General features: G+C 64.3%; 13 protein-coding genes. 8 read left to right on the top strand and 5 right to left on the bottom strand.

Annotated elements, in window-relative coordinates:
• Positions 1-2: 2 nt before the first annotated feature.
• Positions 3-902, top strand: coding sequence for a DnaJ C-terminal domain-containing protein (locus ACTIFK_RS05885; protein WP_439542123.1), 900 nt, complete (start codon positions 3-5; stop codon positions 900-902).
• A gap of 151 nt (positions 903-1,053) precedes the next feature.
• Here ACTIFK_RS05885 and rnd read toward each other — a convergent pair whose 3' ends face one another.
• Positions 1,054-2,211, bottom strand: a complete 1,158-nt coding sequence (gene rnd, locus ACTIFK_RS05880; RefSeq protein ID WP_439542122.1) for a ribonuclease D — start codon at positions 2,209-2,211, stop codon at positions 1,054-1,056.
• Between the two features lie 450 nt (positions 2,212-2,661).
• Between rnd and ACTIFK_RS05875 the strand changes: the two genes are divergently transcribed.
• On the top strand, positions 2,662-3,315 hold the full coding sequence (locus tag ACTIFK_RS05875; RefSeq protein WP_439542121.1) for a hypothetical protein: 654 nt from the start codon (positions 2,662-2,664) through the stop codon (positions 3,313-3,315).
• Positions 3,316-3,684: 369 nt separating this feature from the next.
• A complete protein-coding gene (gene aspS / locus ACTIFK_RS05870) occupies positions 3,685-5,511 on the top strand; it encodes an aspartate--tRNA ligase (RefSeq protein WP_439542448.1) in 1,827 nt (608 codons plus the stop codon).
• Between the two features lie 5 nt (positions 5,512-5,516).
• Here aspS and ACTIFK_RS05865 read toward each other — a convergent pair whose 3' ends face one another.
• Together ACTIFK_RS05865 and ACTIFK_RS05860 are read right to left on the bottom strand one after the other, a co-directional pair.
• Positions 5,517-5,990 (bottom strand): hypothetical protein, encoded by a 474-nt coding sequence (locus ACTIFK_RS05865; RefSeq protein WP_439542120.1) that lies wholly within the window; start codon positions 5,988-5,990, stop codon positions 5,517-5,519.
• 343 nt (positions 5,991-6,333) lie between these two features.
• Complete coding sequence (locus ACTIFK_RS05860; RefSeq protein ID WP_439542119.1) at positions 6,334-6,969, bottom strand: TetR/AcrR family transcriptional regulator; 636 nt, start codon at positions 6,967-6,969, stop codon at positions 6,334-6,336.
• Between the two features lie 108 nt (positions 6,970-7,077).
• On the opposite strand from ACTIFK_RS05860, the gene ACTIFK_RS05855 reads away from it, so the two are divergent.
• On the top strand, positions 7,078-7,536 hold the full coding sequence (locus ACTIFK_RS05855) for a YaiI/YqxD family protein (RefSeq protein WP_439542118.1): 459 nt from the start codon (positions 7,078-7,080) through the stop codon (positions 7,534-7,536).
• Positions 7,537-7,556: 20 nt separating this feature from the next.
• On the opposite strand, the gene ACTIFK_RS05850 is transcribed toward ACTIFK_RS05855, so the two are convergent.
• On the bottom strand, positions 7,557-9,323 hold the full coding sequence (locus tag ACTIFK_RS05850) for a hypothetical protein (protein ID WP_439542117.1): 1,767 nt from the start codon (positions 9,321-9,323) through the stop codon (positions 7,557-7,559).
• 329 nt (positions 9,324-9,652) lie between these two features.
• On the opposite strand from ACTIFK_RS05850, the gene ACTIFK_RS05845 reads away from it, so the two are divergent.
• Complete coding sequence (locus ACTIFK_RS05845) at positions 9,653-10,084, top strand: TIGR02301 family protein (RefSeq protein ID WP_439542116.1); 432 nt, start codon at positions 9,653-9,655, stop codon at positions 10,082-10,084.
• A 207-nt stretch (positions 10,085-10,291) separates the two neighbouring features.
• A complete protein-coding gene (locus ACTIFK_RS05840; protein ID WP_439542115.1) occupies positions 10,292-10,540 on the top strand; it encodes a hypothetical protein in 249 nt (82 codons plus the stop codon).
• Positions 10,541-10,626: 86 nt separating this feature from the next.
• Here ACTIFK_RS05840 and ACTIFK_RS05835 read toward each other — a convergent pair whose 3' ends face one another.
• Positions 10,627-11,286, bottom strand: a complete 660-nt coding sequence (locus ACTIFK_RS05835; protein WP_439542114.1) for a LysE family translocator — start codon at positions 11,284-11,286, stop codon at positions 10,627-10,629.
• Positions 11,287-11,522: 236 nt separating this feature from the next.
• On the opposite strand from ACTIFK_RS05835, the gene ACTIFK_RS05830 reads away from it, so the two are divergent.
• Complete coding sequence (locus ACTIFK_RS05830; RefSeq protein WP_439542113.1) at positions 11,523-12,113, top strand: hypothetical protein; 591 nt, start codon at positions 11,523-11,525, stop codon at positions 12,111-12,113.
• 215 nt (positions 12,114-12,328) lie between these two features.
• Positions 12,329-13,171 carry a L,D-transpeptidase gene (locus ACTIFK_RS05825; RefSeq protein ID WP_439542112.1) on the top strand — a complete coding sequence of 281 codons (843 nt, stop codon included), beginning with the start codon at positions 12,329-12,331 and terminating at the stop codon, positions 13,169-13,171.
• Positions 13,172-13,312: the final 141 nt, after the last annotated feature.

The following is a 13,312-nucleotide window of genomic DNA, read 5'->3' as shown; positions in this document are numbered from 1 at the left end:
ACATGGCCGACGACCCGTATACCGTTCTGGGTGTGCCGCACGGCGCGACGGACGATCAGATCAGGAAGGCGTACCTGAAGCTCGTCAAAGAGCTGCATCCGGACGTCAATCCGGCCAAGACGGCCGAGGAGCGCTTCAAGAAAGTGACGGCGGCGCACGAGATCCTTGGGGATCCGGAGCGGCGGCGCCAGTTCGATGCCGGCGAGATCGATGCCTCGGGCGAAGCGCGCAGGCCGACCTGGCGGCCGCAAGGGGCGGGCGGCGGCGCGGGGACGCGAGGCCGGAGCGGGCCCATTTTCGAGGATTTCGGCGACGTCTTCTCCGACCTCTTCGCGGGCGGCGGCCGGGCCGGCGCACGCGGCGGAAATTTCGCCACGCGGGGCCGCGACGTGCGCTACACGCTCGACGTCGATTTCCTGGAGGCGGTGCAGGGCGCCAAAAAGCGGGTGACGCTGCCGGATGCGGGCGTGCTCGATCTCAACGTGCCGGAAGGCGTGACGGACGGCCAGGTGCTTCGCCTCAGGGGGCGCGGGGAGCCGGGGGTGGCCGGCGGAGAGACGGGCGATGCGCTCGTCGAAATTCGCGTCCGGCCGCACCGCGATTTCAGGCGCGAGGGCGACGACATCCTGTTGGATCTGCCGATCACGCTCGACGAAGCCGTGCTGGGCGGGAAGGTCGAAGTTCCGACCGCAGGCGGGCGCGTTCAGCTGACGATCCCGAAGGGCACCAGTTCGGGCCAAGTGTTGCGGCTCAAGGGCAAGGGCGTGCGGAATGCGACAACGGGCGCGACCGGCGACGAACTGGTGACCGTGCGGATCGTGCTGCCGGACACCATCGACGAGGGGCTCGCGTACTTTCTTTCGGAGTGGCGGCAGAAGCACCGTTACGATCCGAGGAAGTAGGCAGCAGGCAGCAGGCAGCAGGCAGCAGGCAGCAGGCAGTAAGGCAGTCGGCAGTAAGGCAGTCGGCAGTAAGGCAGTCGTGGGAAGTGCCGGGGCTGGGCTGGTGCCGCGCAGGTGAAGTTTCGGCTGCCTGTTGCCGGCTGCCCGTTGCCTAACTTTGGCCGGAGCTGATGGCGAGGACTTCGCCCTTGGACAGCGTCAGGGCAAGTTCGCCGCGCTTCAGTTTCAGGGCATCGTCCCCGAAAAGCTGACGGCGCCAGCCCTTCATGGCGGCCACGTCGGGTTCAGCCTCGCTGGCGATGCGCTCGAGATCCTCTGAATTGGCGATCAGGCGGGGCGCAACGCGGTGGCGGGCGGCAGCGGCCTTCAGCAGCACCTTCAACAGCTCGATCGTCGCCGTCGCCTCGGCGGTCATCGGCTGGCTATGGGTGAGCGGCGGTACCGTCTTGGGATCGCGCTCCAAACCGCGCGCCACGGCGTCGATGATATCGCGGGCGCGCTGGGAGCGGGCAAAGCCGTCGCTGAGGGTTCGAAGTTCCGAGAGCTTATCGGGCGAGGTCGGCTGCTGGTTGGCGATGTCGTACAGCGCTTCGTCGCGCAGGATGCGGCCGCGCGGCACGTCCTGGGCCTGGGCGAGGCGTTCGCGCCAGGCCGCCAACTCGATCAGCACGGCGAGCGCCTTGCGGTTCTTGACGCGCATTTTGAGCCGCTGCCAGGCGTTCTCGGGGTGGCTCTCATAGGTCGAGGGGGCCGTCAGGTCGGCCATCTCCTCGTCGAGCCACGAGGCCCGGCCCGTGTTCTCGAGCTCGGTCTTGAGCACGATGTAGATGTCGCGGAGGTGGGTGACGTCGCCCAGGGCGTAGACGAGCTGCTTGTCGGTCAGCGGGCGCCGGCTCCAGTCCGTGAAGCGGGAGCTTTTGTCGAGGTCCCGGCCGGTGATCTTCTTGACGAGATTGACGTAGCTGACGCTCTCGCCGAAGCCGCAGACCATGGCGGCGATCTGGGTGTCGAAGATCGGTGTCGGGATGAGGCCGGCTTCGCAGAAGACGATTTCGACGTCCTGGCGGGCGGCGTGAAACACCTTAACCACGCGCGTGTCGGCCATCAGGTCGTAAAACGGCTTCAGGTCGATGCCTGCCGCCATGGGATCGACAATAGCCTCCTCGTCCAGACCCGCGAGCTGGATCAGGCACAGGTCGGGCCAGAAGGTTTGCTCACGCATGAACTCCGTGTCGACGGCGACAAAATCGCCTTCGGCAAGTCTGGAGCAGGTCTCGGTGAGGGCCGATGTGGTGGTAATGACGCGCATTGCGGGACGTTTATACGCATGACGAGGCCAATATCGCTAGTCCCCCCTCTCAGAACGGCTGTGCGGCACTGAATTTGTTGGCTGGTGCCGTCGCCGCCTCGACTGCGCGTCGCGCATGCTTTGGACCGAGTCAGGCTCGCGGCCGGGCCCGCTTCGTCACCTGCATTGTTGGACCGAACTGCCGGCCGAACTCCGGGGCGGGTGTGTTGGTGCAGCGTCGCTGCCGGCGCGGCGCCGGATATCGTCAGCGCGGGGACATCAAATTAAATCTCGTGAAATCGTAAATTCTTAGGGTGCGGCATCTAGTCAGCAAATATCCGGCGTTGTATAAAAAGTGCCAGGGCGCGGTTTATCGTGCGTGCGAATACAGCGGGTGTCGTTTCCGGTTAATTGCCGTCGCCAATACGCGGCTGGCGCCGAAAACCCATTCTCATCTTCGGACGGTTTCGATTGCTTTCCATTCGCGTGGAGAAAGCGTCTCATTTCGTGGCCGGCGGTCGAACGCCGGGTGGCTCTATTGGTCTCTTCGGCCGGTCTTTTCGACCTAGGCGGCCGCGTAGGGAGTTCGGTGTGCTAGAGATCACGAGGCAAAAGTCGAAAGGCGCCCGGTTACCGCCTCTGCATAATTATCTCGTGGAACGACAGTCGCTTGAACCGGTGCGGCCGGGGCCAGCCGTGCAGCTCATCGCGCGCGATGCGTTCGTCGCCGACACCGCGATCAAGCTCGACCAGATGCTCATCGAGATGAAATCCCTCGGGCGGGAGCTGCAACTCGTAAAAAGCGATATTGCGGAATTGCGTGACGACTCCGTGCGCGGCTACCGGTTTTCGGAATTTCTCGAGCGTGAGCATAAATTGCGCGCCGCAAAGCTCGACGACTTAAGCCGGAGATTCGACTATCTGAAAACGCGCGTTGACGCCGTCGACGGAAATTCGAAAGGCGATTTTCACGCGTTTCGAACTTTTGAAGCGGTGAGCCGCAGGTTGACCGAACTCGGGTCACTCGAGCGGGAATTTCATCAGACGTCGTGGAATCTGAAACTCAGCACGGGGCTGTTTGCAGCGTCGTTGGTGCTCTGGGTGACGATGGTCGTGCTTCTCTGAAGCGGTCGCTATTCTCCGTGGCAGGCGATGATGCCGGCGGGGGGCGAACGCGACTTGCGAGAGTGCGGCGCCCGGCGCAACCCGGCTTTTTCTGGAATCCGCGTTTCAAGGCCTGAAGCGGCCGCCCGGCGCGCGCCAAGCCGCTGCGCAGCCGAATCAAACCGCTGGGCCGTAACTCCGGCTATTTCCGCGGGCTGGACAATCAGGTCATCATGCCGGCCACAGCCGGAAATGCCGGCGAGCCCGGCCACCCCCTATCTTGACTTTGGGGGCCTATCCATGCGCTTGTCCGCCGATTCAAAAAGGCAAGATCAGGCGGGTTGCGGGGCTATGGCGAACGCAAAGACTACGGCAGTTGGCGGCGCTCAGCTGCATCGATACCGGTCGCACACGTGCGGCGCACTGCGGGCCACGGATATCGGGAGCACGGCGCGGCTCTCCGGTTGGGTGCATCGCGTTCGCGACCATGGCGGCGTGCTGTTCATCGACCTGCGCGACCATTACGGGCTGACCCAGGTGGTCGCCGACCCCGACAGCGCCGCCTTCAAGATCGCCGAAAAGCTCCGCTCCGAATGGGTCGTGCGGATCGACGGCGCGGTGCGCAAGCGTCCCGAGGGGACGACCAACGCCGACCTGCCGACGGGCGAGATCGAGGTTTATGCGACCGAGATCGAGGTGCTGTCGGAAGCGAAGGAACTTCCAGTTCCGGTGTTCGGCGAGCCCGACTATCCGGAAGACATGCGGCTCACGTACCGGTTCCTGGACCTCCGGCGCGAGACGCTGCACGCCATCATCATGAAGCGGCTCGCGATCACCTCCTCGATTCGCCGCCGCATGCACGAGGCCGGCTTCAATGAGTTTCCGACGCCGATCCTGACCGCTTCGTCGCCCGAAGGCGCGCGCGACTTCCTGGTGCCGTCGCGCATCCATGCGGGCAAGTTCTACGCGCTGCCGCAGGCTCCGCAGCAGTACAAGCAGCTGCTGATGGTGTCCGGGTTCGACCGGTACTTCCAGATCGCGCCCTGTTTCCGCGACGAGGATCCGCGCGCCGACCGCCTGCCCGGCGAGTTCTACCAGCTCGATGTCGAGATGAGCTTCGTCGAGCAGGAAGACATCTTCCAGACGATGGAGCCGGTGCTGACGTCGGTGTTCGAGGAGTTCGCGGGGCCTGCCGCAGGCGGGCAAGGACAGACCAAGCGCGTGGACCGCGACTGGCAGCGCATTCCCTACGATACGGCGATCGCGACCTACGGCTCCGACAAGCCGGACCTGCGCAACCCGATCGAAATGGCGGATGTGACCGAGCATTTCCGCGGCTCGGGCTTCAAGGTCTTCGCCGGCATGATCGAGCGCGATCCCAAGGTTCGCGTGTGGGCCGTCCCCGCGCCGGGCGGCGGAAGCCGCGCGTTCTGCGACCGCATGAACGGCTGGGCGCAGAAGGAAGGCCAGCCGGGCCTCGGCTACATCTTCTGGCGCGAGGAAGAGGGCTCGGCGGGCGCCGGTCCTGTCGCCAAGAACGTGGGCGGGGAGCGCGCCGCAGCCATCCAGGCCCAGATGGGCCTCAAGACGGGCGACGCCTGCTTCTTCACGGCGGGCGATCCGGCCAAGTTCTACAAGTTCGCAGGCCTTGCGCGCGACGAGATTGGGCGCGAGCTGAAGCTCATCGACGAGGGGCGCTTCGCGTTCGCGTGGATCGTCGATTTCCCGTTCTACGAATGGAACGAGGACGAGAAGAAGGTCGACTTCTCGCACAACCCGTTCTCGATGCCGAAGGGCGGCGCGGAGGCGTTGACCGCAGCGGAGACGGAGGGGCGCGATGCGCTGCTCGGGCTCAAGGCCAACCAATACGACATCGTCTGCAACGGCTACGAGATCGCGTCCGGGTCGGTGCGCAACCATGTGCCCGAGACGATGGTGAAGGCGTTCGAGATCACGGGGCTCAGCCGCTCGGATGTCGAGGAGCGGTTCGGCGGACTGTATCGCGCGTTCCAGTACGGCGCGCCGCCACATGGCGGCATGGCGGCCGGTATCGAGCGCATGGTGATGCTGCTCACGGGCACCAAGACGGTGCGTGATGTCGCCTTGTTTCCGATGAACCAGCAGGCGAACGATCTGCTGATGGGCGCGCCGAGCGACGTGTCGCCGAAGCAGCTGCGCGAGCTTTCGATCCGGGTGGTTGTGCCGGAGAAGAAGTAGACTGTTCAGCGCCCTTTCTTAAGTGGCGGTTCGAACAACTTTTGAGGCTTGAGCGGCCTTGCCTGCGGATCAACTCCAAAAAGGTCGGGCAAATCTGGTTCGGACAACCGATCACGTTTATACGCGACGAAGATGTGTGCGACATCTTCCCACAATACAACTTCCGTGGGATGGGCCGATTGTGAATAGCGTGCCAACCAAACATCCCTCATTGAGGATTGCATGGCTGAACCAACTGTATTTTCCTCGATGGTAGCCTTGATTCGCTCAGCTAGAGGATCGGTGGCGCGCACTTGTGATTCTGCAAAAATGACCGATTGCTGAGCGGACATCTTTTCAGCAACGGTATCGGTAGCTTCCGCAGGCTTGGTCCGGGTCAGCGTAGCTTTAAACTTGGCTACTCGATTGAGCGCAGCCCGTTGCAAGATGTGAGCTGCAACGGTGACTGCGATAACGGCCGAGATTGCCAAATAGATCATTATGCTACTGGCTCATCCATACGCTCATTCAGTAGACGAATTGCGCCCAAGTATACGAAGATTGCGCAAGCGAGCGACCCAAAAGTAAGAACTGCCATTTCTGGTCTTGAGACGACATCCGGCGCGGTGCCGGTGACCATATTTGCGATGGGACCAAGCGTCCCAGTGGCCGTTAAAACAACGGTTACGTTACTTAGGAAATTCGCGTGAAAATTCAATATCTCGTTCTCAACGTCTTACCGACATTTTCCCCCTCGGATGCCCTTTTCAGATCGCTGAGCGCTTAAGATAGGCGATTCAACGCCAGGCATCACCAATTATTCAGTTAACTGCATTGTGGCCGTCAGCGCCCGCCGAGGCCGTCGAGGTAGATCAGCACGGCAGCCTCGAGGAGTTCTTCCGGCGACATGGGGATGGCGCGGCGCGAGCTGTCGCCGCGCGCGAACAGCGCCGCCGTGCCGTGCGACAGCGACCAGATATGCAGCGCCATCATCAGCGGGGGCGGGCGGCGATCGCCCGGCAGTGTCGCGATGACCGCTTCGCACGCCTCGCGCAGAACGGCGAACGCTCTGTCCCCTTCAGCACGGACATCGGGATGGTCGGCGAGCGACAGGCCGGATTCGAACATGGCGGCAAAGTAGGCCGGCTCCTTGCCCGCGAAGGCGAGGTACGCCGCACCGACGCGATTGAATGCTTCGCGCGGGCCGGGGCGTCCCTCATTCCAGGCGGCTGTGAGCGCGGCAGCGAACGCTTCGAAGCCGCGGCGGGCGACATCGGCAATCAGGGCGTCGCGGTCGCGGTAATGGCGGTAGGGGGCGGCGGGCGAGACGCCGGCAGCACGGGCGGCTTCAGCGAAGGTGAAGCCGGCGGGGCCCTTCTCGCGTATGAGTGCCAGCGCGGCCTCGACCAGGGCCTCGCGCAGGTTGCCGTGGTGATAGCTGCGACGCTCGCCGGGGCCGCGGTCTTTGTGCCATGTCATGGGCGCGTTGTAGCCTATTTGTGGGCAGCAGGCAGCAGGCAGCAGTTAGCGGGCAGTGAGGCAGTCGGCAGTTGGCAGTCGGGGTAAGAAGGGCAGCGGGATGAGCGAATGGCCGGCGTGATCTATGTCGATGCGGATGCCTGTCCGGTGAAGGACGAGGCGCTCAAGGTGGCCGACCGGCACAGCCTCGAGATTTTCTACGTGTCCAATTCCTGGATGCGCCTGCCCGAGGGCCTGCGCGTCAAACGCGTGGTCGTGGAAGAGGGCGCGGACGCGGCGGACAACTGGATCGCGGAGCGGATCGGCAAGGGCGATATCGCGATCACGGCCGACATTCCGCTGGCGGCGCGCTGCCTTAAGGCCGGAGCGCAGGCGCTGGGTCCGACGGGGAAGCCGTTCACGGATGCGAGCATCGGCATGGCGATGGCGATGCGGGATCTGTCGCAGCACCTGCGGGAAACCGGCGAAAGCCGCGGCTTCAACGCCTCGTTCACGCGCCAGGATCGCTCGCGCTTTCTGGAAGCCCTCGAACTGGCGGTGCAGAGGGCGAAGCGCGGGCAAGCGTAGGATGCTGCCCGGGTGCGGCGTCAGTGCTTGATGTTGCGCAGTTCCTCGGCGATGCGTGCCGACTGCGAGGGCCAGCTTGCGGCCAGCCAATCGTCGGTGCCGAACAGCCAGTACCAGAAGCGATTGCGGCGGTAGTACCGCTCCACCGTCACCTTGTGCATCTTGTCGACGGTGCCCGAAAGCGCGGTCAGCATCTCGACCGGCTTGGCGGCGGCGGTCTCCAGGCTCTGGATGCGGCCCACGATGCCGGCGACCGCGACGGCGGCGTCCTGGCCCTGCGAGTCGAGCGTGGTTGCGAGTGTGTGCTGGTTCGCATTCACCTTGGTCAGGCCGTCATGCAGCTCCGAGAGGTCCTGGGTGAGGTTCTCGGTCAGTTTGGCCATGGCCTCCTGGGCATTGGCGGCGTTCTGGGCGACGGCGTCGGCCAGGCGCTCCAGAAGATCCGTGATGCCGGCGTGGTTTTCGGACGCCCGAGCCTCGGCGCTCTCGACCCGTGCGGCGTGCGCTTCGAGGGCCTCTTCGATGGCCACGAGGCGGCGGTGCGCTTCGGCGAAGCTCTCGGTCGCGGCGGCGTTGTGGGCGTCACGGGTCGCGGCGTCGGCGTCAAAGCGCTCCGTCAGCGGGGGCGAGAGGAGGGCCGCGATTTCGTCGGGCTGGGTCTCCACCGTGGTGCGAACGGTCTCGATGGCGTCGGCGAGAGTCTTTTCGCCGGCGGTTGCTCTTTCGCGTTCATTCGCGATGGCAATTTCGATCACCTCGACCCGCTGCAGGAGCGGAGCGAGATCCGTCTCATGAGCTGAGAATTCCTCGACCGCGGCGCGCGTGACGGAGATTTCCGACTGGATGGCGCGCTCGAGCAGCCCGATGCGCTCGAGGATCGTGCCGGGGTCGCCCCCGTTCGTGTTGCGCGACGTGAGGAACGCCTGTTCGAGGCTTTGCAGCCTGTCACCGAATACGGCTTGGATCTTGTCCGGCGTGACGCTGCCGATGCGCTGGGTGTCTTCGCGTTGGGCCATGAGTTCACGCTGCAGGTCTTGCAGCACTCCCGATATGAGTTTTCGTTCGTTGGCGAGTTCGATCGTGAGCGTGCGCATCGACTGCTCAATGGCATCGAGGCGGGATTGCTGGGTGGTCATCTGCACCGTCGACAGGCCCGTGAGATCGGGCGCGCGCAGGATTGGCTCGGAGGCCGCCGCGGCGCTGCGGATGCGCTCGCGCACGGTTTCTGCGCTGAGCGATGCCTCCTGCGGCCCGCCGGGCCTCGGACCGTTCGACGGCAGAAGCCGGAACAGGCCCGGGAAATCCACACCGCTGTCGAATAAGGCATAGACGATGTCGCCCACGGTCGCCGGGGCTTGACGGCGGTAGGCGCGCGAGGCCGCAATTCTAAGCACTTCCTCGAAGGCGTCGCCGCGCCGCGGTGTCGTCTTTCCGTTGCCGGTGCCGGAGGGAAAGTCGGTCGCGACGGCATTTGCGGCCTCGCGGCGAAGCGCGGCCACGCGCACGCCGCGCGCCTCAAGGATCTCGGCGGCCTCGTCGATGCGGGTCAGCGCGTAGACAAGGTGGTCGAGGCGCACTTCGCCGGCCCGGTGGGCGGCAGCGACATCGAAAGCGTGATTGCAGCATTCGAGGACGGCTTCATCGACCCAGATCGGCGCGCCACGGCTGGATTGAACCGTGGGCCGGGGCCGTGCCGGCGTGATAAAAGGATCGCTCGAGGTGAGGGCGACCTCCCCAGGATTGGCCTGTGGAATTCGCAGGTCCAAATCGTCGCCTCGGTAACCCATTCACGCAACTCCCACCCAACGCGACACACCTTCAGGGGCGGCGAAAACGCCTCCGCCCCCTAGTCCCCATATTCTGGCGTAGATCCCCGCATCATGTGAACCGCCCCGTTCACCATTTCTGCTGGTCTCTACGTGGCCAAACCATAGCGGCTTCCGTTGAAACGGGCGAGGGGCGAGGTGCGTTGGCCGCGAACGTGGTAAACTTCCGGCGGCCGATTTGGCTGGGCGGAGCCCCCGATTTGGCCGTGGGGAGCCGATCGGGCGGCGGTGCGCGCCATTGCGGCGTCAGAATCTGCGATAATTGTCCGGTCAGCCGGAGGGACGTGTTGGTGATCGGTTTCACAAAAGATGCGCGACTGAAGCAGTGGGCCGGAGCGGCGCTGATTGCGCTGGCGGCCGTGGGGCTCGATGCCCGCGTCGGCGCTGGCGTTGCGGTTGCGGCTCCGGGGGCACTCGAAGATTCGAAACCGTATGACGACAAGCTCATGCGCCTTGCCGAGCTGCTTGGCGCCGTCCACTATCTGCGCGAGCTTTGCAGCGCCAATGACGGACAGCTCTGGCGCGAGCGGATGAAAGAACTCATCGATACCGAGGGAGGCACCGCGTTGCGGCGGGCGCGTTTGACGCGAAGCTTCAACCAGGGATATCGCAGCTACCGAAGGACCTACGTCACGTGCACGCCGACCGCGCAGTCCTCGATCGAGAGATTTCTGGCGGAAGGAATCCAGATCGGCGACGGTCTCGTGCAGAACACGCGATAGCTGCAGTTGCGCTACGTTTGCAGGTCATTCCGCTGAAACTGGTCATTCCGCCGAAACACGGTGTAGCGGCTAGTTTACTGTGAATTGCCGGAGAGTCTGGCCGCGCGGATCGCGCGTGTTAGGTGTACTCTTCAAGGCGGGGGAGTCGGAAGGTCAGGGGTGGCCAGGCTCAGTTCGTGATTTTCGCTTCCCGGGGGAAGGACCGTGATGGCAACGCAATTCGAGACCAATACGTCTGAAGATCTAAGCTTTCGTGCGCTGAGTCTTATTCTCGCTGCGTGGGATGAAGGCACCGAGAGCGGCGTTGCGCCGGAACAGATGGCTTATGCCGCTTTGTTCACCGCGCTGACGGATCTCGTGTCTCTCTACGGCGAGGACGCCGTCAAGAAGCTTGCGGCCGGTCTCGAGCGCCGGATCGATCTCGGCGAGTTCACGCTGGATCGTGTCGTCCAGTAGTCGCTGCCGCCTCATTGCATATCCGGGACGGCGCACACCATTCGGCGCGCTGTCTTAGAGCGGCCGGCGAGCTCTCACGGCGCCCGTCAGGGAAGCCGGTTCCACAGCTCCTCGCCGATCAGCAGCGCACCGAAGCCGCACAGCAGAACGCCCGCCACCCGGTTCGTGTAGACGAGGTGGGCGGCGCTGAATTTGTGGCGCAGGCGGCCGATCAGGTGCGACAGGCCCAGCCACCACATGAAACTTCCGCCCATGATCGACGCCACCATGGTGAGCGCATCGACGTAGCTGTGCACCTCGACGAACGAGCTGATGCCGCCGAAAATCGCAAAGAGCCCAAGCACCGCGCCCGGATTGGTGATGGTGAGGAAGAACGTTTTCGGAATGTCCCAGGCGTAGTCGCGCAGCGAGGTCGCGCCATCGGCTTCCGTGCGCACGGCGGCAAGCCCGGGGGGCGAGACATACAATTTGACGCCGAACACGATCAGCGCGAGGCCGCCGACGACCTGGATGGACTGGCGGTGATATTCGATCGCGCCCGAGATGGCGCCGACGCCCAGGCTTGCGAAAAGCGCGATCAGTCCATCGCCCAGCATGGCGCCGATGCCGGCGGCCATACCGCCCCAGAAGCCGCGCTCGATCGCGCGCTGAATGCACAGGACGTTGACGGGGCCGACGGGGGCTGCGACGAGCACCCCGATCACGATGCCGACCGGGATGATCAGCAAGTTGGGGATCAACTGCATGCGCGCCACCGCGGCGACAGCGCAAATTCGACTTCCGGCATTTCACCTCGACTGGGACCTGGATTTGTCAGGTCGATGCAGGCAAAAGGAGACCTCTGATCCACGAACGGACGTTGATCCTGCGCGGGATTAACGGGATGCGGCGACGCTGCAGCCGATCGATGCAAAGGCCCCTATCCGAGAGGCAGATGGCCCCGATGCGTTCTCATCCGCACGTCGCGACATACAGATACGGTGTGGCGTTATTGGTACTGGCCAGCTTCTGCCTTGTCTATTCCCATTCCCTCCCGACGGGAGCCGCCGAAGGGGAAAAGGCTGCGGCCGCGCAGACGCCGCAACCTGCCAAATCGCCGGCACCGAAGGAACGCGCATTCCGCGGCGCTCTGCCGCCCAACGTGGAAGACATGCGCGAGCAAATCCTCGCGGCTGTGCACGCGGGCGATGTAGCGGAGCTGACCGGCGCGATCGAATGGAACGAGATCAAGCCGGACTTCGGCAAGGATGCGGGTTCGGATCCGATCGCGCACTGGAAGGCGAAATCGGCCGATGGCCAGGGCCGGGACGTACTGGCGGTGCTCGGGAACATCCTGGCGCTGCCGCCGGCGCGGCTCGCCATCGGGCGCGATCCGGAGAATACGCTCGTCTACGTGTGGCCCTACCTTGCCGAACTGCCGCTCGACAGCCTGACGCCCGCCGAAGAGGTTGAACTTTATCGCCTCATGCCGGTCTCGGACGCCCGCGCGATGATCAAGGCGAAGAAATGGACGTGGTGGCGGATCGCCATCGGCGCGGATGGAACCTGGCACACGTTCCGCACCTATCCCTAGTCCGGGACTTATCCCTAACGTGACGCGACCGGTGCGGGACCGGCAGATCGCGTCCACGTGACGCGGCTCATCTGCTATCTAAATTTGCCGTTCGGTATCAGTACATTCCGGTCGAGGGGTGCAGGGCGCTGGAAGGATGGCTATAGTGCCCCCATGTTCAGGTCGGCCCGGCCCCCATTTCCGGCCGCCCCAGTCTTGTGAGTCTCGAGGTCGATATGTTGCTGTCCAAGCGTTTCGCGGTTGCCATGGGTCTCGGCTTCGCGGTGTTCTCCGCGTCGCCCGTATCGGCGCAGAGCCTCAGCCAATTCGGAAACTGGGGCGAAGCCCCGGAGCGTAGCAGCAAGGGGCCGTCATTCCTTGGCGCCTCGCCCGCGCTGATGAAACCGGGCGCCGAGTTGCAACAGGGTGGCGGACGCCCCTCGATCTCGCCGCGCACTCCTCAGACGGCGTCCTTCCGGAATGCCTTCTCGCCGGGAACGGTGATTATCGATACGGCTGGCCGCCGACTTTACTACACGCTGTCGTCGAGCAGTGCGTACGTCTATCCGATCGCTGTCGGCAAGCAGGGCTTCGCCTGGAGCGGTGTCGAGCGCGTCTCGAAGATCGTCGACTGGCCCGATTGGATCCCGCCCGCAGAAATGCGCCAGCGCAAGCCCGGGTTGCCCGTTCGCATGACCGGTGGAGTGCGTAATCCGCTCGGCGCGAAGGCCATCTATCTCGGCAATACGCTTTATCGGATCCACGGAACGAACGATCCGAAGTCAATCGGGTCGGCTTCGTCATCCGGCTGCTTCCGAATGCAAAATGAGCAGGTCGTGCATCTGGCGGGGCTCGTGAACGCGGGCACGACTGTGTACGTGATGCGCCATCTGCCGAAATCCGGGGTCGTGGGGCCGCCGAACTACGTCAAGGCTCCCGTTCCTCAGCAAGCAGCGCCGCAGCAGGCCGCTCCGCCAGCCGCTAACGCCGATGCGCCGCCGGCAGCCGAGGCTGCGCCGTCGCCGCCGCCGGTCGAAGCTGTTCCGCCGCCTGCGGAGCCGGCTGACCAGGGGATCTAATTCCCGGCCGACGGCTCAAGCGCTCTGGACAAAACGGCTCGCGCCGACGAATAAGTGCGCCGGAATTCCGGCCGGTGCGGCGGTGGACGGCTGCGTTATCCGGTGGTGCGCTGCTGCCGACTGCAATAAAGTGCGATTCTG

It is taken from the genome of Hyphomicrobium sp., assembly GCF_051860585.1.
Taxonomy (GTDB): Bacteria; Pseudomonadota; Alphaproteobacteria; order Rhizobiales; family Hyphomicrobiaceae; genus Hyphomicrobium_C.
This window is presented reverse-complemented; position numbering and strand designations above follow the sequence as displayed.